The sequence below is a fragment of the Actinomadura syzygii genome (assembly GCF_008085905.1).
Lineage (GTDB): Bacteria > Actinomycetota > Actinomycetes > Streptosporangiales > Streptosporangiaceae > Spirillospora > Spirillospora syzygii.
The window spans coordinates 288,267-307,483 of the sequence record NZ_VSFF01000003.1; the positions used below are offsets into that span (position 1 = coordinate 288,267).

19 protein-coding genes are annotated in these 19,217 nt (G+C 73.4%); 8 read left to right on the plus strand and 11 right to left on the minus strand.

Annotated features, from left to right (window positions below; translation table 11 throughout):
* Positions 1-6 precede the first annotated feature (6 nt).
* The 7 genes from cydC to FXF65_RS08510 all read right to left on the minus strand — a co-directional run bounded on the left by cydC (position 7) and on the right by FXF65_RS08510 (position 7,996).
* The gene (gene cydC / locus FXF65_RS08480; protein ID WP_246198425.1) at positions 7-1,710 is read right to left on the minus strand and encodes a thiol reductant ABC exporter subunit CydC; all 1,704 of its coding nucleotides are present in this window, start codon (positions 1,708-1,710) and stop codon (positions 7-9) included.
* A gap of 127 nt (positions 1,711-1,837) precedes the next feature.
* On the minus strand, positions 1,838-3,499 hold the full coding sequence (gene cydD / locus FXF65_RS08485) for a thiol reductant ABC exporter subunit CydD (protein WP_222868440.1): 1,662 nt from the start codon (positions 3,497-3,499) through the stop codon (positions 1,838-1,840).
* A gap of 8 nt (positions 3,500-3,507) precedes the next feature.
* Positions 3,508-4,260 carry a cytochrome d ubiquinol oxidase subunit II gene (locus FXF65_RS08490; RefSeq protein WP_148349159.1) on the minus strand — a complete coding sequence of 251 codons (753 nt, stop codon included), beginning with the start codon at positions 4,258-4,260 and terminating at the stop codon, positions 3,508-3,510.
* 39 nt (positions 4,261-4,299) lie between these two features.
* A complete protein-coding gene (locus tag FXF65_RS08495) occupies positions 4,300-5,562 on the minus strand; it encodes a cytochrome ubiquinol oxidase subunit I (RefSeq protein ID WP_148349160.1) in 1,263 nt (420 codons plus the stop codon).
* 314 nt (positions 5,563-5,876) lie between these two features.
* Positions 5,877-6,416, minus strand: coding sequence for a TIGR03086 family metal-binding protein (locus tag FXF65_RS08500; protein WP_187412177.1), 540 nt, complete (start codon positions 6,414-6,416; stop codon positions 5,877-5,879).
* A gap of 204 nt (positions 6,417-6,620) precedes the next feature.
* On the minus strand, positions 6,621-7,127 hold the full coding sequence (locus tag FXF65_RS08505; protein WP_148349162.1) for a GNAT family N-acetyltransferase: 507 nt from the start codon (positions 7,125-7,127) through the stop codon (positions 6,621-6,623).
* Between the two features lie 152 nt (positions 7,128-7,279).
* On the minus strand, positions 7,280-7,996 hold the full coding sequence (locus FXF65_RS08510; protein WP_246198426.1) for a DUF72 domain-containing protein: 717 nt from the start codon (positions 7,994-7,996) through the stop codon (positions 7,280-7,282).
* A 129-nt stretch (positions 7,997-8,125) separates the two neighbouring features.
* Between FXF65_RS08510 and FXF65_RS45815 the strand changes: the two genes are divergently transcribed.
* Entirely contained in the window at positions 8,126-9,157 is a 1,032-nt protein-coding gene (locus FXF65_RS45815; protein ID WP_281288891.1) for a tyrosine-type recombinase/integrase, read from the plus strand.
* 109 nt (positions 9,158-9,266) lie between these two features.
* On the opposite strand, the gene FXF65_RS08520 is transcribed toward FXF65_RS45815, so the two are convergent.
* The gene (locus tag FXF65_RS08520) at positions 9,267-9,905 is read right to left on the minus strand and encodes an HAD family hydrolase (RefSeq protein ID WP_148349165.1); all 639 of its coding nucleotides are present in this window, start codon (positions 9,903-9,905) and stop codon (positions 9,267-9,269) included.
* An 87-nt stretch (positions 9,906-9,992) separates the two neighbouring features.
* Positions 9,993-10,502, minus strand: a complete 510-nt coding sequence (locus FXF65_RS08525) for a DUF1707 SHOCT-like domain-containing protein (protein WP_148349166.1) — start codon at positions 10,500-10,502, stop codon at positions 9,993-9,995.
* A gap of 198 nt (positions 10,503-10,700) precedes the next feature.
* On the opposite strand from FXF65_RS08525, the gene FXF65_RS08530 reads away from it, so the two are divergent.
* Entirely contained in the window at positions 10,701-11,357 is a 657-nt protein-coding gene (locus tag FXF65_RS08530) for a DedA family protein (protein WP_246198427.1), read from the plus strand.
* 298 nt (positions 11,358-11,655) lie between these two features.
* Positions 11,656-12,465, plus strand: a complete 810-nt coding sequence (locus FXF65_RS08535; protein WP_246198428.1) for a phosphatase PAP2 family protein — start codon at positions 11,656-11,658, stop codon at positions 12,463-12,465.
* A 130-nt stretch (positions 12,466-12,595) separates the two neighbouring features.
* Here the strand turns inward: FXF65_RS08535 and FXF65_RS08540 are convergent, their stop codons facing one another.
* Together FXF65_RS08540 and FXF65_RS08545 are read right to left on the minus strand one after the other, a co-directional pair.
* Positions 12,596-13,276: a response regulator gene (locus FXF65_RS08540; protein WP_148349167.1), complete on the minus strand. Its 681-nt coding sequence runs from the start codon at positions 13,274-13,276 to the stop codon at positions 12,596-12,598.
* Positions 13,273-15,072 carry a sensor histidine kinase gene (locus FXF65_RS08545; RefSeq protein ID WP_148349168.1) on the minus strand — a complete coding sequence of 600 codons (1,800 nt, stop codon included), beginning with the start codon at positions 15,070-15,072 and terminating at the stop codon, positions 13,273-13,275. Before FXF65_RS08545 ends, FXF65_RS08540 begins: the two co-directional genes overlap by 4 nt.
* Positions 15,073-15,298: 226 nt before the next feature.
* On the opposite strand from FXF65_RS08545, the gene FXF65_RS08550 reads away from it, so the two are divergent.
* The 5 genes from FXF65_RS08550 to FXF65_RS08570 all read left to right on the plus strand — a co-directional run bounded on the left by FXF65_RS08550 (position 15,299) and on the right by FXF65_RS08570 (position 19,214).
* The gene (locus FXF65_RS08550; RefSeq protein ID WP_148349169.1) at positions 15,299-15,964 is read left to right on the plus strand and encodes a response regulator; all 666 of its coding nucleotides are present in this window, start codon (positions 15,299-15,301) and stop codon (positions 15,962-15,964) included.
* 85 nt (positions 15,965-16,049) lie between these two features.
* The gene (locus FXF65_RS08555) at positions 16,050-16,802 is read left to right on the plus strand and encodes an RNA polymerase sigma factor (protein WP_246198429.1); all 753 of its coding nucleotides are present in this window, start codon (positions 16,050-16,052) and stop codon (positions 16,800-16,802) included.
* Positions 16,799-17,611 (plus strand): methylated-DNA--[protein]-cysteine S-methyltransferase, encoded by an 813-nt coding sequence (locus FXF65_RS08560; RefSeq protein ID WP_148349170.1) that lies wholly within the window; start codon positions 16,799-16,801, stop codon positions 17,609-17,611. Before FXF65_RS08555 ends, FXF65_RS08560 begins: the two co-directional genes overlap by 4 nt.
* 176 nt (positions 17,612-17,787) lie before the next feature.
* Entirely contained in the window at positions 17,788-18,870 is a 1,083-nt protein-coding gene (locus FXF65_RS08565; protein WP_148349171.1) for an NAD-dependent epimerase/dehydratase family protein, read from the plus strand.
* Between the two features lie 92 nt (positions 18,871-18,962).
* Entirely contained in the window at positions 18,963-19,214 is a 252-nt protein-coding gene (locus tag FXF65_RS08570) for a hypothetical protein (protein ID WP_148349172.1), read from the plus strand.
* Positions 19,215-19,217 lie beyond the last annotated feature (3 nt).

The window sequence follows — 19,217 nt, forward strand, 5'->3', positions numbered from 1 at the left end:
GGACGTCTAAACGGTGGTGGTGAGTTGTTCGGCGTCCCACAGGTCCCGGTAGGCGCCCGGGACGGTGAGGAGATCCTCGTGCCGCCCGCGCTGGACGACGCGGCCGCGGTCCAGCAGCACGACCTCGTCGGCGGCGTCCAGCGCGGCGAGCCGGTGCGTGACCAGCAGAACCGTCCCACCGCGCGGCTCGGACAGCAGGTCGCGGGTCAGCGCGTCCGCCACCGCCGGATCCAGCGCCTCCGTCGGCTCGTCCAGCACGAGGACCGGCGGGTCGGCCAGCAGCGCCCGCGCCAGCAGCAACCTCTGCCGCTGCCCGCCCGACAGGCCCCGCCCGCCCGCGCCGACGACCGTGTCCCACCCGTCCGGCAACGCCTCCACCACCTCCAGGAACCGGGCCCGCTGCGCCGCCGCCCGCAGCCGCGCCATGTCAGCGCCGGGACGGGCCAGCAGCAGGTTCGCCCGCACCGTCCCCGCGAACACGTGCGCGTCCTGCGCCAAGCCCCGCACCGCCGCCCGCACATCGTCCGGCGCGCACCGCGACAGCGGACGCCCGCCCAGCTCCACCGTCCCCGCCACCACCGGCACGTCCCCGGACACCGCCGCCAGAAGCGTGCTCTTCCCCGCGCCGCTCGCCCCGACCACCGCGACGCGGCGGCCCGCCTCCACCCGCAGGTCCAGGCCGTCCAACGCGACCGCACCGCCGAAGGCGACCCGCACCCCGCGCAGCTCCACGCCCAGCGGACCCGCCGGAACCCGCACCGGCCCCGCCGGGACGACCTCCGGGGGAGCGGCCAGCACCGCCCCCACCCGCCGCACCGCAGGAACCACCTCCCGCAACCGCCGCGCCGCCTCCGCCATCGGCAACACCGACTCCACCGCCACCAGCGACGTCAACGCCAACACCGCCGCGCCCACCTCGTCCACCCCGGCACGCAGCCCCGCCCACGTCACCGCCGCCACCGTCACACCCTGCACCGCGAACCCGGACGCGGCCGCCCACGCCGACACCCGCGCCGCCGACCGCTCCGCGGCCTCCAGCCGCGCCGCCGCGTCCCCGGCCCGCGCCGCGAACCGGTCCGCCGCACCGAACACCGCCAGATCAGCGGCCCCCTCCAGGACGTCCAACGACCGCACCGCCAGCGCCTCCCGCCCCGCCGCGGCCCGCACAGCCGCCCGCCCCCCGGCCACCGCCGCCGCCCACGGCACGACAACGCCCGCGACCACGAGCCCCACCGCCAGCACCCCCGCGCCCGACGCCGCGACCAGACCGCACACCACCACGCCCGCGGCCCCGCACACCACCGCCGCCACCCCCGGCAGCACACACCGCAGCAGCAGATCCTGAACGGCGTCGACATCCGACACCATCCGCGTCAGCGCATCACCGTCCCGCACCCTCCGCCGCCCCGCAGGACCCGCCGCCAGCGCATCGAACACCCGCCCCCGCAACTCCGCCATCACCCGCAACGCCGCGTCATGCCCCGCCAGCCGCTCCGCATACCGCAGCGTCCCCTTCGCCAGCGCGAACCCCCGCACCGCCACGATCGCCAACGACAACGCCGCCAACTCCGGCCGCTGCGCCGCCCGCGCGATCAGCCACGCCGCAGCCGCGACCAGCCCCAGCCCGCACAACTCCGCCGCCGCCCCCGCGACCCCCGCCGCAACCAGCCGCACCGCCTGCGGCCGCACCACACCCCACACCCCCGTCACGCCACCCCACCCCACAGACGCCCGCCTCCCAGACCCCCAAGAGCACGACACCGCGATCCCCGCCCCACCACGATCGGCCTGCTCCGCACCTGAGAGAGGTGGTGGGGTGATCTGCGCTTCACCGCGGTCACGCCGCTACCTCCGCGCCCGTCGCGTCCTTCGGAGCCGCCTGGTCTGCCGCGACCACTCGGCCGCCGTCCAGGCGCACCACCCGGTCGGCCACCGCCACCAGCGCCGGACGATGCGCCACCAGCACCGCCGTCCGACCTGCCAGCAACCTCTCCGCCGCGTCCACCAGCACCCGCTCGCTCCGCAGATCCAGCCGCGCCGTCGGCTCGTCCCACAACACCACCGGACCACCCGACAGCCACGCCCGCGCCACCGCCAGCCGCTGCCGCTGACCCGCCGACAACCCGGCGCCACCCTCACCGAGCACCGTCGAATACCCGTCCGGCAACGCCTCCACGAACTCCGCCGCGGCCGCCGCCCGCGCGGCCTCCACCACCCGCCCGTCGTCAGCGTCCGGATCGCCCAGCCGGATGTTGTCGGCCACCGACCCCGCGAACAAATGCGGACGCTGCGGCACCCACCCCAGCCGCGCCCGCCACGCCGCTAGGTCCAGATCCGCCAAGTCGACGCCGTCCACCAGCACTTGCCCCGACTCCGGAACCACCAGGCCCGCCAACACCAGAAGCAGCGTCGACTTGCCCGCCCCCGACGGACCCGTCACCGCCACCCGCTCACCCGCGTCCACCCGCAACGACACCCCGTCCAGCGCCACCTCCCGCGACCCCGGATACCGGACGGTCACCCCCCGCAGCTCCAACGACGGCGCCCCCACCTCAGCAATGACCCGCCCGTCCCGCGCCACCGGCAGCGGGGCATCCAGCGCCGCGAACGCCTCACCCGCCGCCACCACACCCTCCGCACTCGCATGGAACCGCTGACCCAACGCCCGCAACGGCAGAAACACCTCCGGCGTCAACACCAGCACCAGCAAACCCACCGACAGCGCCAACGACCCGTCCAGCAGCCGCAACCCCACCGGCACCGCCACCAGAGCCACCGACAACGCACACACCAGCTCCACCACCAGCGACGACAGGAACGCCACCCGCAACGCCCGCACACTCGCCCGCCGATGACCGTCCGCCAGCTCCCGCACCACCCCCGACTGATGCGCCACCCGCCCGAACGCCCGCAACGTCGACAGACCCGCCAGCACGTCCCGGAAATGCCCACCCAACCGCTCCAGCAGCCCCCACTGCCGACCCGTCAACACCGCCGTCCGCAACCCCACCAGCGCACCGAACACCGGAACCAGCGGCACAGTCACCGCCACGACCAGACCCGAAGCCCAGTCCGCCCACGCCAGCCGCGCCAACACCACCACCGGCACCACACACGCCGCCAGCAACTGCGGCACATAACCGGTGAAGAACGGGTCCACGCCGTCCAGACCGCGCGTCAGCAACGTCACCCGCGACCCCGCGACCCCACCCGCGCCCGTCTCCCCGGCCGGACACCGGAGCAGCGCCTCCCGCAGACCACGCTTCACCCGCGCCGCCGCATGCCCGGCCACCAGCGCCACCGCCCACGCCAGCACCGCACGGCCCGCCACCACACCCGCCAACCACGGCAACGGACCCGCGTCCAACCCCGCCACCGCACGCACCAGCAACTCCGCCTGCACCACCAGCAGGACACCCTGCCCCACCGCCAGCACACCCAGCCCCACCACGACCCGCCGAGGGACCAGCCGCAGCAGACGCCGCTCCACCGCCTTCACCACGCCGCCTACAGGTAGGAGGGCGACTCCACCCGCCCCCGGAACGTCCACCACACCAACGCCTGCGCCGCCACCAGCAACGGCAGCACCACCACCGTCACCACCGCCGTCATCGTCAACCCCGCACCGTCCGCCGCCGACTCCGACCACGGCAACCGCACACCCGCCACCACGGGAGCCACCGCCAGCACCACCGCCGACACCCCGTACCGCGACGGCACCCCACCGACCCGCGCCGCACGCCCCGCCAGACCCACCGGCAGCCGCCACCGCGCGAACCCCGCCCCATGCCACGCGAACACCAACGCCAACGGCAGACCCAGCACGCTCCCCGCGTTCAACCCACCGCCACCCAACACCGAACCCAGCACCGACCCCCACGCCAACGCCAGCGCCCAACTCCCCGCCACCACCGCGCCGTCCCACACGACCCGCCACGCCGCCGCGTCCACCCGGCCCCGCAGCCACAGCCCCATGTCCCGCACGACCCAACCGACCAGCAACACCACGAACAGCGGATACAACTCCGTCAGCAGCTCGTGCTCCAACCCCGGGAACGCACCGGCCGCCAACCCCGCCGCCGCCACCAGCCACACCTCGTTACCCAGGAAGAACGGCGCGAACGACGCGATCACCAACCGCCGCTCCCGCTCGTCGCGGCCCAGCCACGGCAGCAGCATCCCCACCCCGACATCCGCCCCCGCCAGCACCAGGTACCCGGCCGAGAACACCGCCAGCAGCACCACAGCAAGAGACTCCATCACCCAAGCTCCCGTCATCCGCCTCGGAACGCCAGACCGTCAGAACGTCGGAGACAACACCGGCGGCTCCACCGGGTCCGCCGGATCCGCCGGGGGAGACCCGCCCAACCCCGCACCACCCGGGCCCCGCCGCGCGAACCGCGCCAGCAGCCACCCGTTCACCACGAACAACCCCGCGAACAACACCGTGAACACCACGAACGACGCCGCCAACGCACCCGACCCCACTCCCGGCGACAACGCGTCCCGCGTCTTCAGCACCCCGTACACCGTCCACGGCTGCCGCCCCACCTCCCGGAACACCCACCCCGACAGCATCGCCACATACGGCAGCGGCACGGAAGCGATCATCAAAATGTGGAAAACCCGGCCGCGCACCAGCCACCGGCCGAACCACACCTTCACCAACGCGACCGCCGCAACCAAGATCATCAGCGACCACATGCCCATCATCAGGCCCGCACCCACATCCGTCAGACCCGGCGGCGTGTAATCGTCCGGCCCGAACCGCGCGGTGAAATCCGCCACCGCCGCGGCCGCATCATGCCCACCGCTCTTCGTCGGCTGGACGTACTCGAACTGCATCCCCCCGAAAATCACCACCGGCATCACCGACACGATCACCGTCACCAAACCGACCCGCATCGACCGCCGGAAGAACTCCACCTCCGCCGTCCGCCGCAACAGGTGATAACCACTCACGCCCGCCACAAAGAACCCCGCCGTCAGCAAACCCCCGAACAGCACATGGAAGAACGCCACCACGGCCGTCGGATTCGTCAACAACGCCCCCGCGTCCGTCAACCGCGCCACACCGCCCACCATCTCGAAACCCACCGGACGCTGCAGCCACCCATTCGCAACCAACACGAAATACGCCGACAGGTAAGCCGTCAGCGTCACCACCCAGATCAACCCCAGATGCACCCACCGGTTCAGCCGGTCCCACCCGAAAATCCACAAACCCAAAAACGTCGACTCCACGAAGAACGCCACGATCGTCTCCAGCGCCAACGGCGCCCCGAAAACGCTCCCCGTCACCCGCGACATCCCCGACCAGTTCAAACCGAACTGGAATTCCATCACCAGACCGGTGACAATACCCACCGCATAATTCACCACATACAACTGGCCCCAGAAACGCACCATCCGCTCATGCACCGCGCCGCCCGACACCACCGCGCGCGTCTGCATCAACGCCACCAGCGTCGCCAATCCCAGCGTCAACGCCACGAACAGGAAATGCGTCCCCGCCGTCAGCGCGAACTGCACCTGCGCCAACCCCAGCCCGTCCCCGCCCACCAGCACACACTCCAAAGGATCGCCCGAAACGCCCCCACGATCCTCGACCCTCACACCACCCGCGCGAATCGGGCCCGAGCAGTCAACCGCCCTACACCTTCCGCGTTACGTCCACCCGGCCGCTACATCTCCCGCAGTACACGACGACGCCACGCCCACCACCCAAAGAACGACCACCAGAAGGGCGGCCTGAAAAACCCCGGCACGGGCGGGCCGGGGGAGGGGAGTGGCTGCGGGGAGGCCGCCTTCGCTGACGCGCCGACGCTCCGCGCCTTTCGCACGACCGCCGGACAGGGCCCGACCCGAGACGCTGTTCAGGTGGACAGGGGAGTGCGGCCGTACAACGCGAGCAGACGCGCCTGATCGTCCGCGCCGTCCGGCACGTCCAACTCCGGACCCACGAACCCCGCCTCACGCCCACGCGACGCCAACGACTCGGCCCTCTCCAGCGCGTGCCGCGCCAGGTCCGGATCGAACACCACCTGCTGCCCGGTCGCCTCCGCCAGATCCCACGAGTGGACGAGCAACTCCTGCGGATAACCGTCCAACCACTCGCTCAACGCCACCCGCTGCCCGAAACCCAGCAGAATCGGCTGCGCCAGCGCCTCCGGAGTCAACACCGCCGTCATCCGCGCACGCGTCGCCCGCCAGCTCGCCACCGGATCGGCGCCCGCCACCTCGCGCCAGTCGGGATCGTCCTGGGGGAGCGGGCGACCGGCGGCGCGCAACTCCACCACGATCAAACCGGCGGTGACATGCCCGGCCACATCGATCGCGGACCAGCCCTCACACGGCGACGGCGAGAACCACCGGTCCGCGGGCACGGCGTCCAGGACCGCCTCGAAACAGTCCAACGCCCGGACGAAACGCTCAGGGATCGCGGGGATCAACGACGCCCACCGCCTTGGTCGGGTTCGTGGGACGTCCCGCACTGTAGCGACGCGGCGTGAGCATCGACAAGATCACCCGGGCGGAGCCCCTTCTCGCCCTCGCGTACGCCACTACTTAACATAATGTTCATTATCGACCAACGGTCAAGCTCACAGAAGCAGGGCGAATCAGGCAGAATCCAATGCGATCCAGAACCGATCCTCACCGCGCACACGGCCCGCCGGGACGCCGCCGTTCGCCACGATCACGCGGCGGGACGGCTCGTTGTCGGCGGCGCATGTGAGCAGCACGCGATCCAGGCCGAGCCGCCGGCATTCGGCCAGGCCACCGGCTAGCATCCGGGTCGCGTGCCCGCGGCGCCGCCACGCCGGAACGACGTGATAACCGATGTGCCCGCCGGCCTCGGCCAGTTCGGGCGTCAGCGCATGCCGGACGATCAACGTCCCGATGTACTGCTCACCGGACACGTACCAGAACGTCGTACACGGCACGCCCCACCGTTCCCGGACGCCGCGGCGCTCGGCGACGAAAGCGGCGAAGTCGTCCTGGGCCGGTTCGAGCCAGCCGGTCGGGGTGTCGTCCTCGATACAGCTCGCCCACTCCCCGGCCAGGAACGATTCACGCACGTCCGTGGTCGGGCTGATCAGGTGCGGCGGCTGGGCAAGATCATTCACTTTCCCGAGTATCCCCTACGGAAACGCCCTGGTCACAGGGGTTTTCACTCGTCCGATCTAACCAGACAGAAGCCGAATTCTGTCTGGTTTGCGTAGTTTGTCGGTTTTATCCCCGCGAATCCCACATGTACGCGCCGCGTCGCCGGGCGCCGTCAGAGGGCGTCGCTGGTCAGGGCCGTGAAGGCAAGGGCGTCGTGGACGGCGGCGCCGCCGGGGTCGTTGTTGAAGTACACGTACGCGTCGCTGTCCGCCGGTCCGAGCTCGCTTGCCCAGGAGCGGAGTGTGGCGTCGTCGTAGCGGGGCCATGGTTCGGCGGGTCCTTCGTGGAAGCGGAGGTAGAGCCAGTCGGTCGTGCGCCAGAGCGGGTTGAGGGGGCGGCCGAGGCGGTCGGCCCAGCAGAGGGCGGCGCCGTGGTGTTCGAGGACGGCGCGGGTCTCGTCCGTCCACCAGGAGGGGTGGCGGGGTTCGACGGCGACGCGGACGTCGTCCGGGAAGAGGTCCAGGCAGGCGGCGAGGCGGTCGGGTTCGGCGCGGAGGGTGGGCGGGAGTTGGAGCAGGACGGGTCCGAGCCGGTCGCCGAGTCCGCGGGCGGCGTCCATGAGGCGGGCGACGGGTTCGGCGGGGTCGTGGAGGCGTTTCATGTGGGTGAGGTAGCGGCTGGCCTTGACCGCCATGACGAAGCCTTCGGGGGTGGCGTCGCGCCAGTTCTCGAAGGTGCCGCGCGTGGGGAGGCGGTAGAAGGCGTTGTTGTTCTCGACGGTGGTGAAGGTGTCGGCGTAGTGGTGGAGCCAGCGCCGTTGTGGGACGCCGTGCGGGTAGAGGACGTCGCGCCAGTCGGTGTACTGCCATCCGGAGGTGCCGATGCGCACTGGGTTGGTACTCCCCTCTCCCCTGGTCGGCGGGGCCGGTGTGGTGGTGATACCCGGGTGGGCGGGGTTCTGTCGGTGGCGGGCGGTAGCGTCCGGCGGGTGCGTCCCTCTGAGATTCAGCGTCTGACCGTGGCCGAGACGGCCGACCGTTACGCGGAGATGGTGCGCGCGAAGACGTCGACTGGTGCGCTGACGCCGCGGACGGCGGAGGTGTACGTGCGTGACGTGCTGACGTTCGCGGAGCTGGCGGGCGGGGCGCGGGTGCTGGACGATCTGGGCGGTCAGGACGTCGATGAGGTGCTGTTGGCGTTCGCGCGCAAGCCGGACGGGCGGCGAAGGGCGGGGGTGGCGCCGGACCGGCGGGTGGCGGGGCCGGTGCAGAGTGCGGCGTCGCAGGCGCGGTTCCGGCGGTCGTTGTCGGCGTTTTTCAAGTACGCGGTGGTGGCGGGGTGGGTGCAGCTCGATCCGATGGGTGCGGTGACGGTGCGGCCGGTGCAGCGCGGGGGGTTGCGGGCGGAGCGGCGGGCGTTGACGGCGGAGCAGGCGGAGGGGTTGCTGGGGGCGGCGCGGGGGTTGGCGGAGACGGGGCCGGGCGGGGTGGGGGGTCGTGCGGATCAGCGGACGGAGTTACGGGACGGGTTGATCGTGTTGTTGCTGGCGGCGGTGGGTCCGCGGGTGTCGGAGCTGACGGCGGCGAACGCGGAGGACTTCTTCGTCAACGGGGGGACGCGGTATTGGCGGATCTTCGGTAAGGGCGGGCGGACGCGGGACGTGCCGTTGCCGCACCCGGTGGCGGAGGTGCTGGACGCGTATCTGGCGGAGGGGCGGGCGCTGCTGGATCGGGGGCGGGAGCCGAAGGCTCTGTTGTTGTCATGGCGGGGTCGGCGGTTGGCGCGGGGTGATGTGCAGGGGGTGATCGATCGGGTGCTGGCGCGGGTGGAGCCGGGTCGTCGGCGTGGTGTGACGCCGCATGGGCTGCGTCATACGACGGCGACGCATCTGCTGGCGGCGGCGACGGACATGGACGCGGTGCGGCGCGTGCTGGGGCATTCGGATCTGTCGACGCTGGGCCGGTACCGGGATGAGCTTCCGGGTGAGTTGGAGGCGGCGATGCGGGTGCATCCGCTGCTGGGTCCGGTGGAGGGGCGCCGCCGCGGCTGACTGTTCCGCCGCTCCCCTGGTACGCGGTGCTCCCCTGGGGGAGGCCGACGCCGCGCGGTGGTTCCGGTGGCGCTGGCTGGACCTGGGCTTGGGCTTGGGGGTTGTGAGCTCAGGTGGCTTGGAAGGTGCGGGCGAGGGCGTAGGCGGCGGTGAGGTCGGTGCCGTTGTAGTGGAGGGCGGCGATGTCGACGAGGTGGTGGTCGGCGTTGACGGCGAGGGTGTTGGTGAGGTGGCGGAACAAGGGCGCGTCCGACATGGAGTCGCCGTAGGCGGTGCATTGCGCGGGGGTGAGTGCGTGGCGGGTGCGGAGTCGTTCGGCGATGTGGACCTTGTCGGCGGGGGTGAGGATGCCTGTCGGGTCGAGGGTGCCGGTGAAGGGCATCGGGGGGAAGCGTGAGGCGATGACGTGGTCGAAGCCGAGGTCGAGGAGGTGGTGGGCGAAGAAGTCCGGCGACATGGTGATGACGGCGGAGTGTTCGCCGCGGGCGTGGATGTCGGCGCAGACGTCGGCGATGCCGGTGAGCCAGGTGGCGTCGGTGTAGGCGGTGGCGACGATGGCGGGGGTGAGGTCGCGCCAGAGTCGGTGGATCTCGGTGGAGAAGGCGCGGGTGTCGAGGGCGCCGGTGGCGAAGCGGGCTTCGAGGTCGTGGAGTTCGGGGAGGGTGCCGAGGTGACGGGCGATTTCGAGGTTGGCGGTGGTGCCGGTGAGCAGTGTGCCGTCCATGTCGAAGATGTGCAGGTGTCCCACGGTTTTTGGAGTGTGGTGGACGTCCGGGTGTGAGCGCGACTGGTTTTCGGTGCCGGGGGCTTTCGGACGGTGCCTTAGTTGGTGGGGTCAGTGGTCGTCGTGTGAGGGCCAGATGGCGTAGGAAACGAGGATGGCGGCCCAGATGCCGAGGGGTACGACGGGCCAGAAGAACGTCCACTCCCCCTTGTGGACGGCGGACGCGGCCCAGATGACGGTCATGATGGCGGCGCCGCCGGCCCAGTAGCCCCATTCGTCGAGCCAGGCGCGTTTGTCGGCCTCGGTTTCGGCGGTGCGGCGGGCGGTTTCGGCGCGGTCGTGGGCGGCCCGGGATTCGGGTAGGTCGGCGGTGAGGCGGTGGAGGTCGCCGCGGGTGGCGGCGGTGAGGGCGCGGTGCAGGCGGCGGCGGTGTTCGACGGTGTCGAGGGCGCCTTCGGAGAGGGCGTCGCCGAGGCGTTGGACGGTGCTGTCGCGGTCTTGGTCGGACGCGCGGACGAGGTCGGAGGTGCGCTGGTACGTGTGGTCCTGCCCCCGCCCTTGATCCTGGTCCTGGGCGTGACTGTGGGCGTGGGCGGTCGGCGGTTCTGGTTCGGATTCCATGGTCCGCGCTCCCCCGGTCGGTGTGGTGGGCTGCGTCGTTTCCAGGGTCGCGCGTGGGTGGGCGGTGGTTCTTCGTCCGGGGTGAGGATCCGGGTGTACATCGTTCGCAGGACCGGGGGTCGCCCTGTCGAAGGTCGGGGGTGGTGGAGGTCTTTCGCCTGATTCGCGGGTGGTGGCTCGTTTCCTAGCGTCGTTTCCATGGACGGGGTGATGGGTTTCGTGGACACGGCGGTGACGTCGCCGTGGTTCTATCTGGCGCTGTTCGCCGTGGCGGCGTTGGACGGGTTCTTCCCGGTGGTGCCGAGCGAGAGCATGGTGATCACGGCGGGGGTGTACGCGGCGTCGGGTGGTCCGGAGTTGGTGCCGGTGGTGGTCCTGGCGGCGCTGGGCGCGTTCGCGGGTGATCACGTGTCGTATGTGCTGGGGCGCGGGTCGGGTGGTCGGCTGGTGCGGCGGGCGCGGCCGGGGACGCGGCGTCATCGGGCGTTCGGGTGGGCGGGGCGGACCGTGGCGGAGCGGGGCGGGCTGATCCTGGTGGTGGCGCGGTATGTGCCGGGCGGGCGCACGGCGGTGACGTTGACGATGGGCGCGGTCGGGTTCAGGTTGCGGTCGTTCTCGCTGTTCGCGGGGGTGGCGGCGGTGTCGTGGGCGTTGTACGGGGCGTTGCTGGGTTACGTGGGCGGGGCGGCGTTCGAGGACGACCCGCTGAAGGGCGTGGCGGTGGGCCTGGGGTTGGCGTTGTCGGTGACGGTGTTGGTGGAGGCCGTCCGGTTTATACGCCGCCGCCGCACGTCCGACCACACGACCGGAGGCACGACCGGGGATGTGGCCGCAGATGTGGCGGAAGCCCGATAGGAGAAGTGTCCGGAGCTACGTCCGGAGGCGCGACCGGTTCTGTGGCCGGTGGCGGAGTCGGGCGGGGGCCGGATGGCGCGGCGGGGGCTGTGGCCGGGAGTGTGGCGGAGCGGGCGCGGGGTGGGGCTGCGAACCGGCGGTCGTCCTCAGCGGTGAGCGGTTGGGGTAGCGGCGGCTCGAGCGTGGGGCGGGTGCGGCGGGGGTTTTCCGTGTCGGGCGTGTGATCGGCGGTTTCTGCCGAGTGTGACGTCGGCATGGCTCTAGGGTGAACATTGGCGGTCTGCAAGGTGTCTCACAGGTGTCGGGCACGAGGCCGTCGATGAGCGTGAGGGAGAGTATGGGACCGCCGGAGTTCAGTGCCGACCTATACCGGGAGATCACCGAGTTCGCCGTGGGGACGCCGTCGTGGGTGCATTCGGTGGCCGAGGTCGGGACGGACGCGGGTCTGCTGCTGTTCGGGGTGTTGTTCGTGGCGGGCTGGTGGCGGGCGCGGGGCCGGGACGCGCGGTCGATGGGGCTGGCGTTGGCGGCGCCGTTCGCGATGGTGGCGGCGTATCTGGTGAGCGAGGTGTCCAAGGACGCGATCCAGGAGGAGCGTCCGTGCCGGGCGGTGGCGGGGGCGGTGCACATCGCGGCGTGTCCGTCGCCGGGTGACTGGTCGTTCCCGAGTAATCACGCGACGATCGCGGCGGGGTCGGCGGCGGCGATCGTGGTGGCGTGGCGGGCGTTGGCGCCGCTGGTGCTGCCGCTGGCGGCGGTGATGGCGTTCTCGCGGGTGTTCGTGGGTGTGCATTATCCGCATGACGTGGCGGCGGGGTTCCTGGTCGGGGTCGTGGTGGCTTCGGTGGTGGCGGTGCTGTTGGCGGCGGTGCTGCGGCCGGTGGTGGAGTGGTCGCGAGGGTTGGCGCTGGGCGCGGTGCTGTTGGGTGCGCGTCCGGTGGTGGCTGCTGGTGGGGATTGGAACGTGCCGGGTCGGGTGCCGGTGGGTGCGTCCGTTCCCGGTGGTGCGTCCGTTGCGGCAGGCGGTCCTGGCCGGGGGTTGGTGGACGAGGCGGCGGTGACGTCGCCGGACGTGATGGGCGGTCTGCCGCCCGTGCCCCGTGGCTGACGCGACCCGCGCGTACGGCCCTAACGGCTCTTAGCCGCCGCGCTCCGCTCCCTTGGGATTTCCCTCGGGGTGACGGGTGCGGGCACCGCCCCGCCCAGCCGGTCGCTTCGTCGGCGCGAGGCGGGCCGGGTCAGGTGCGGGGTTCTGGGGTGAAGGCGCCGGAGGTGTCGGTGGTCGCGGTGTCGACGAGGCCGGCTTCGTAGGCGAGGACGGCGGCTTGGACGCGGTTGCGGACGTCCAGGCGGGTGAGGATCGCGCTGACGTAGGCCTTGACGGTGCCTTCGACGACGTGGAGGCGCGCGGCGATCTCGGCGTTGGGGAGTCCTGCGCCGAGGAGGGCGAGGACGTCGCGTTCGCGTGGGGTGAGGTCGGCGGTGCGGCGGCGGGCGCGGGCGCCGCCGGTGAGGCGGTCGCCGCCGAGTTCGGTGATGACGCGATGGGCGACCTTCGGGGAGAGGTAGGCGGCGCCGTCGGCGACGGCGCGGACGCCGGTGATGAGTTCGCGGGGGTCGCCGGATTTGAGGAGGAACCCGCTGGCGCCGCCGGCGAGGGCCTGGGCGATGTAGTCGTCCTCGCCGAAGGTGGTGAGCATGATGACGCCGGTGGCGGGGGCGGTGCGGCGGAGTTCGGCGGCGGCGGCGAGGCCGTCGAGGCGGGGCATGCGGATGTCGAGGAGGGTGACGTCGGGGCGGTGGCGGAGGGTGAGGTCGACGGCCTCGGCGACGACGTCGATGGCGGGGTCGGCGGTGAGGATGGCGCGGACGCCGGCGCGGATCATGGCTTCGTCGTCGGCGAGCAGGACGCGGATCACGGGCCGTCCTTTCGGTGTGCGGGTTCGTCGGGGCGTCCGGCGCTGAGCTGGGCGGTGTCGTAGGAGTTCTTGGCGGTGAGGCGGCCGTCGGCGAAGCAGAGGCGGTAGACGCGTCCGGTGCCGAGGAGTCCGGAGTCGGGGCGGTAGTAGCGGCAGTGGGTGTGGGCGGGTTCGGGGACGGTCTGGCGGACGACGTCGGCGTCGGGTGTCTCCAGCGGCGGGAGGGTGTCGGCGACGCGGTCCTCGGGGTCGCCGACGTGGAGGGCGGCGTAGTCGGCGGGTTCGAGGACGGAGTTGAGGGTGGTGTAGGCGTAGTAGCCGGCCATGATGCCGCCGAGGACGGTCATGAGGGCGGTGGGGACGGCGATGGCGGTGATCAGGCCGCGGCGGACCTGGCGGCGTCTGGTGGCGAGGTGCCGGGCCGATTCCGACGTCCACTCCCCCGCGTTCGCGCCGGTGCCGGGGGCCGGGGTGGTGGGGGTGGCGGGGATGTCGGCGGTGACCTGGAAGCCGCCGTCCGGGGTGGGGGCGGCGTGCAGGGTGCCGCCGAGGACGCGGACGCGTTCGGTGAGGCCGGTCAGTCCGTGGCCGCCGGACGGGAGGAGCGGCGGCCCGCCGGGGGGCGCCTGGTTGGCGACGGTGACGGTGATCGGTTCGTCGGGTCCGCGGTGGGTGAGGCGGACGGTGACGGCGGCGCCGGGGGCGTGTTTGGCGGCGTTGGTGATCGCCTCTTGGACGACGCGGTGGGCGGCGAGCGCGACCATCGGCGGCAGCTCGCGCGGTGGCTGGGGGTCGTCCCCCGCCGGGGCGTCCGCTCCCGGATCGCTCGGGGCGGTGCTGGCCGACGACCGATCGTCCCGGTCGGGGGTATCGATGGTGAGGTCGATGGGGACGCCGGATGCGCGGGCGCGTTCCACGAGGTCGGGGATGCTCTCCCGGGCGGGCCGCACCGGTGCCGCGCCAGACTCGGCACCGGGCGCGGGTGCGGCGTCGTCGCGGAGGACGCCGATGATCTCGCGAAGGTGGTCGGTGGCCTCGGCCGCCCCGGCGCGCAGTTCGGCGGCGGCGGCGCGGTGCCGGTCGGCGAGGCCGGGTGCGACCTGCAGGGCCCCGGCGCGGACGGCGATGAGGGCGAGTTCGTGGCCGAGGGAGTCGTGCATGTCCTGGGCGATGCGGGCGCGTTCGCGGAGCCGTTCGCGTTCGGCGATGATGCGCTGCTGGTGTTCCAGGCGTTCGGCGCGTTCCCATCCGGCGCGCAGGAGTTCCTGGTATTGGCGCCAGTAGCGGCCGACGAGCCAAGGCAGGACGCCGAGGAGGACGAGCCAGACGGTGGCGGGGAACCAGGAGGTGACGTTCAGGCCGCGGGCGACCGACAGGGCGGCGCCGCCTGCGAGGACGGCGGCGAACCCGAGCAGCGGCGGTTGCGCGCGGGTGGTGCGCAGGCCGGTGAGGTAGGCGAGGACGGGCATGGCGAATGCGAAGTTGCCGTGCAGGCCGGTGAGGCACATGGCGGCGAGGAGCGCGGTGGTCGGCCAGGCGCGGCAGACCGCGACGGCGGCGGCCAGGACGGCGAGCCCGGCGAGTTCGGCCCATTGCACCGACCCTCGTCCGGGTGGCGGGGACAGGACGCCGATCACCGGGGGCAACGCGAACAGCGCGAACAGCAGGACGTCGGTGATGAGCGCGGTCCGGGACGGTCGCCGGACCGCGGCGCGGACCGTTCCGCGCAGCTCCGCGAGCCGCGCCGCCGCGCCGGGGCGGGCTGGGGTCGGGGCGAGGGACGCGGGGGTGTTCACGCGCTCCACGCTACAAGCCGGTGATCTGGGCCGTTACTGACGAAAGTCAGGGGGCGCCGGGCGCCACGACCGGTGGTGAGGCCGGACGCGGCGCGGGGCGGGGCCCGTCTGAACTACGGTTGGCGGGCTGGACGGCGCACGAGCGGCGGCGGCGGGCAGCGGCGTGCGCGGGCAGGGAGCGCGAGGGGCCGGGGGGCGTCCTCCGCCGGAGGGAGAGGGGGGTCGTGTGATCCGGGTGATGCTGGCCGACGACCAGAGGCTGGTGCGGGCGGGGTTCCGGTCGATCCTGGCGGGCGAGGACGACATCGAGGTCGTCGCGGAGGTCGGGGACGGGCGGGAGGCGGTGCGGGTCGCGTCGGAGCTGCGTCCCGACGTGGTGCTGATGGACATCCGGATGCCCGTCCTGGACGGGTTGGAGGCCACGAGCCGGATCACCTCCGACCCGCGCCTGGACGCGGTCCGCGTCGTGATCCTCACCACGTTCGACCTGGACGACTACGTGTACAGCGCGATCAAGTCGGGCGCGAGCGGGTTCCTGGTGAAGGACACCGAGCCGCCGGAGCTGATCCACGGGGTGCGGGTGGTGGCGCGCGGGGACGCGCTGCTGGCGCCGACGGTGACGCGGCGGCTGATCGCCGAGTTCGCGTCCCGGATCGCCAAGCCGCCCCCGGCCGAGCGGCTTGACCCGTTGACCGACCGGGAGCGGGAGGTGCTGGAGCTGGTCGCGGCGGGCCTGTCGAACGAGGAGATCGCGGGGCGGCTGGTGCTGTCGCCCGCCACCGCCAAGACGCACGTCAGCCGGATCCTGGCGAAGGTCGGGGCGCGGGACCGGGCGCAGCTGGTGGTGCTGGCCTACGAGACGGGCATGATCCGTCCCGGCTGGCTCGGCTGACCCGCCGCGCGCCGCGCCGGCCCGCTGACCTGCCGCCGGATGCCGGGTGGCGCAACGGGACGGGGCGCGGCGGTGTTGAACGGATGTGACGGTAACGGACGAGGAACTCCCCCGCACCCGGCCCGGCCCCGCCGACGACGGCCCCGCCGACGATCGCGACGGCGGCGGGCCGCAGGACGCGGCGGCCATGGACGCGGTGCCCGCGGACCAGGCGGCCGCTGACGAGGCGGCCGAGGCGGCCGCGCGGGTCGTGGCGGCGCTGTCCCGCGACCTGGACGCCGGGTTCGAGGCCATGTACGAGGCGTACCGGGGCGCGGTGTTCTCGACGGCGCTGCGGCTGTGCGGGCGGTGGGCCGAGGCCGAGGACCTGTCGGCGGAGGCGTTCCTGCGCGCCTACCGGGCGCTGTGCGGGTACGGTCCGGCGCGGATCGAGGAGCTGCGGCCGCGGGCGTGGCTGCTGACGATCCTGACGAACGTGTGGCGCAACGCCGTCCGGTCGGCGGTGCGGCGTCCGCCGCCGGGGCCGCTGGAGGACGCGCCCGACCCGCCCGACCCCGGTGAGGGCGTGGAGGACGCCGCCGCCCGCCACGAGACCGGCCGGGAGCTCGCCGCGCTGCTGAGCGAGCTGCCGCAGGCGCAGCGCGCGGCCGTGGTGCTCCGGCATGTCGCCGGGCTGCCGGTCGCGGAGATCGCCGTCGTCCTCGGCGTGCCGGAGGGCACCGCCAAGTCGCACGTCTCCCGGGGGCTGTCCCGGCTGCGCGCGCTGCGCGCCCGCCCGCGACCCGGCCCGGGAGACACCGAACCGCAGCACCTTGACCAGCGAGGGGGCACCCCATGAACCACCACCACGACAACACCGCCCTCAACCCGACCACCGGCGGCCCGGAAAGCGAACTGACGGGCGAGCTGGCCGGTGAGCTGGCGGGGCTCGCCGTCGAGCCGCCGCCGTCGCTGCTGGACCGGGTCGCCGCGCGGCGCGTCCACGTCCCCGGGCCCCTGGAGAGCGTGCAGGTCGCGTTCACCGACCAGGGCGTGGCGTTCCTGCGCGCCGGGATGGACGACGCCGAGTTCGCCGCCGAGTTCCGCGCCCGGTTCGCGCGTCCGCTGCTGCCCGCCGCGCGTCCGCCCGCCGGGCTGGTGCCCGCGCTGCGCACCGGGCGGCTCGGCGGGCTGCGGCTGGACCTGCGGGGCCTCAGCGGCTTCGAGGCCGACGTGCTGCGCGCCGCCGCGGCGATCCCGCGCGGGCAGACCCGCCCGTACGCGTGGGTGGCGCGGCAGGCCGGGCGGCCGAAGGCGGTGCGGGCGGTGGGGTCGGCGCTGGGCCGTAACCCGGTGCCGCTGCTGATCCCCTGCCACCGCGTGACCCGCTCGGACGGGACGCTCGGCGAGTACGTGTTCGGCGCCGCCGCCAAGGAGCGGCTGCTGCGCGCCGAGGACGTCGACGTCGACGCGGCCGCCGACCTGGCCCGCCGCGGCGTCCGTCTCGTCGGGAGCGACACCACCGGGATCGTGTGCTACCCGACCTGCGGCGACGCGCGCCGGATCACGGCCGCGCACCGGCGCGGGTTCGGTGACCTGGCCGCCGCCCGCGCCGCCGGGTACCGGCCGTGCGAGCGGTGCCGTCCCGGCGACCCGCACCCAGCCTGACCCGCGGCCTGACCCGCCCGCCGCCCCGCCTGTCTCCTGCACCGTCTCCGCCCGTCCACTCCCCGTTCTCGGCCGGGCGCGGGGGCGGGGCATAGATCGGCGCGGGGCGGGAATGGGCCCGGTCCCGTCCACCTGCGGGGACGGTCCGCGGGGGCGGCATAGGAGGGAGGCCGCCAATGCGCGTCGTCGTGACCGGCGCGACCGGCAACATCGGGACCCGCACGGTCCGGGCGCTCGCCGCGGACCCGGCCGTCACCGCGATCACCGGCCTCGCCCGCCGCCGCCCCGACCCCGACGCGGGGCCGGACGTGGGCTTGGGCGCGGACGAGGCGCGCAAGGTCGAGTGGGCCGAGGCCGACGTCACCGACAGCGACCTGGTCCCGCTGATGCGCGGCGCGGACGCCGTGGTTCACCTGGCGTGGCTGTTCCAGCCGACGCACCGTCCCGCCGTGACGTGGGACGCCAACGTCCTCGGCAGCTCCCGGGTGTTCGACGCGGCCGCCGAGGCGCGTGTCCCGGCGGTGGTGTACTCGTCGTCGGTCGGGGCGTACTCCCCCGGCCCCAAGGACCGGGCGGTCGACGAGTCGTGGCCGACGCACGGCTGGCCGGGCGCCGCCTACAGCCGGGAGAAGGCCTACGTCGAGCGTCTCCTGGACGTGTTCGAGGCCGCGAACCCCGACTGCCGCGTCGTGCGGATCCGGCCGGGGTTCGTGTTCGAGCGGCAGACCGCGGCCGAGCAGCGGCGGCTGTTCGCCGGTCCGCTGCTGCCGGGTCGTCTGGTCCGGCCGGGGCGGGTGCCGGTCGTCCCGGACATGCCGGGGCTGACGCTGCAGGCGCTGCACTCGGCGGACGCCGGGGAGGCGTTCCGGCTCGCCGCCACCGGCGACGCGCGCGGCGCGTTCAACGTCGCCGCCGACCCCGTCCTGGACGCGGCGGCCCTCGCCGACATCCTCGGCGCGCGGACGGTGCGGGTGCCGGTGCGGGGCGTGCGGGCCGCGGTCGCCGCCGCGTGGGCGCTGCACCTGGTGCCCGCCTCGCCGGGCCTGCTCGACCTGGCCCTGCGGGTCCCGGTCATGGACACCCCGCGGGCCCGGGGCGAGCTCGGCTGGACGCCCCGCCACTCCGCCCGCGCGGCGATCGAGGAGTTCCTGGAGGGCCTGCGCACCGGCGCCGGGCGCGGCACCCCGCCCCTGTCCCCCGGCGCGGGCGGTCCGATGCGGGCCCGCGAGTTCGCCACCGGCATCGGCCGCAAACCCTGACCTCGCCCCCTGTCCCAGCAGCCGCCAATCGTCCCGAGTGGGACCCGTTCCCAGCCGTACCGCCGAAACCCGCGAAATCCGGAGGGCAGTCCATGCCGACGATCACTTCCGAGCACCTGCACGCCCTGCTGGCCTCCACCGACCGCGACGCCGCGCTCGTCGTCGTCGGCGGGCGCGCCCGGGTGGTGCCCCGCGACCCGTCCCGCGGCGACGGGCCCGAGGACGCGCTCGTCCTCACCACCCGCGACGCCGTGATCGCCGAGCTGGACACCGGGGCCAACGACGAGCAGATCGAAAGCCTCGCCCAGCGCCTCGACGTCGCCCTGGACAGCCTCGGCGGCTGACCC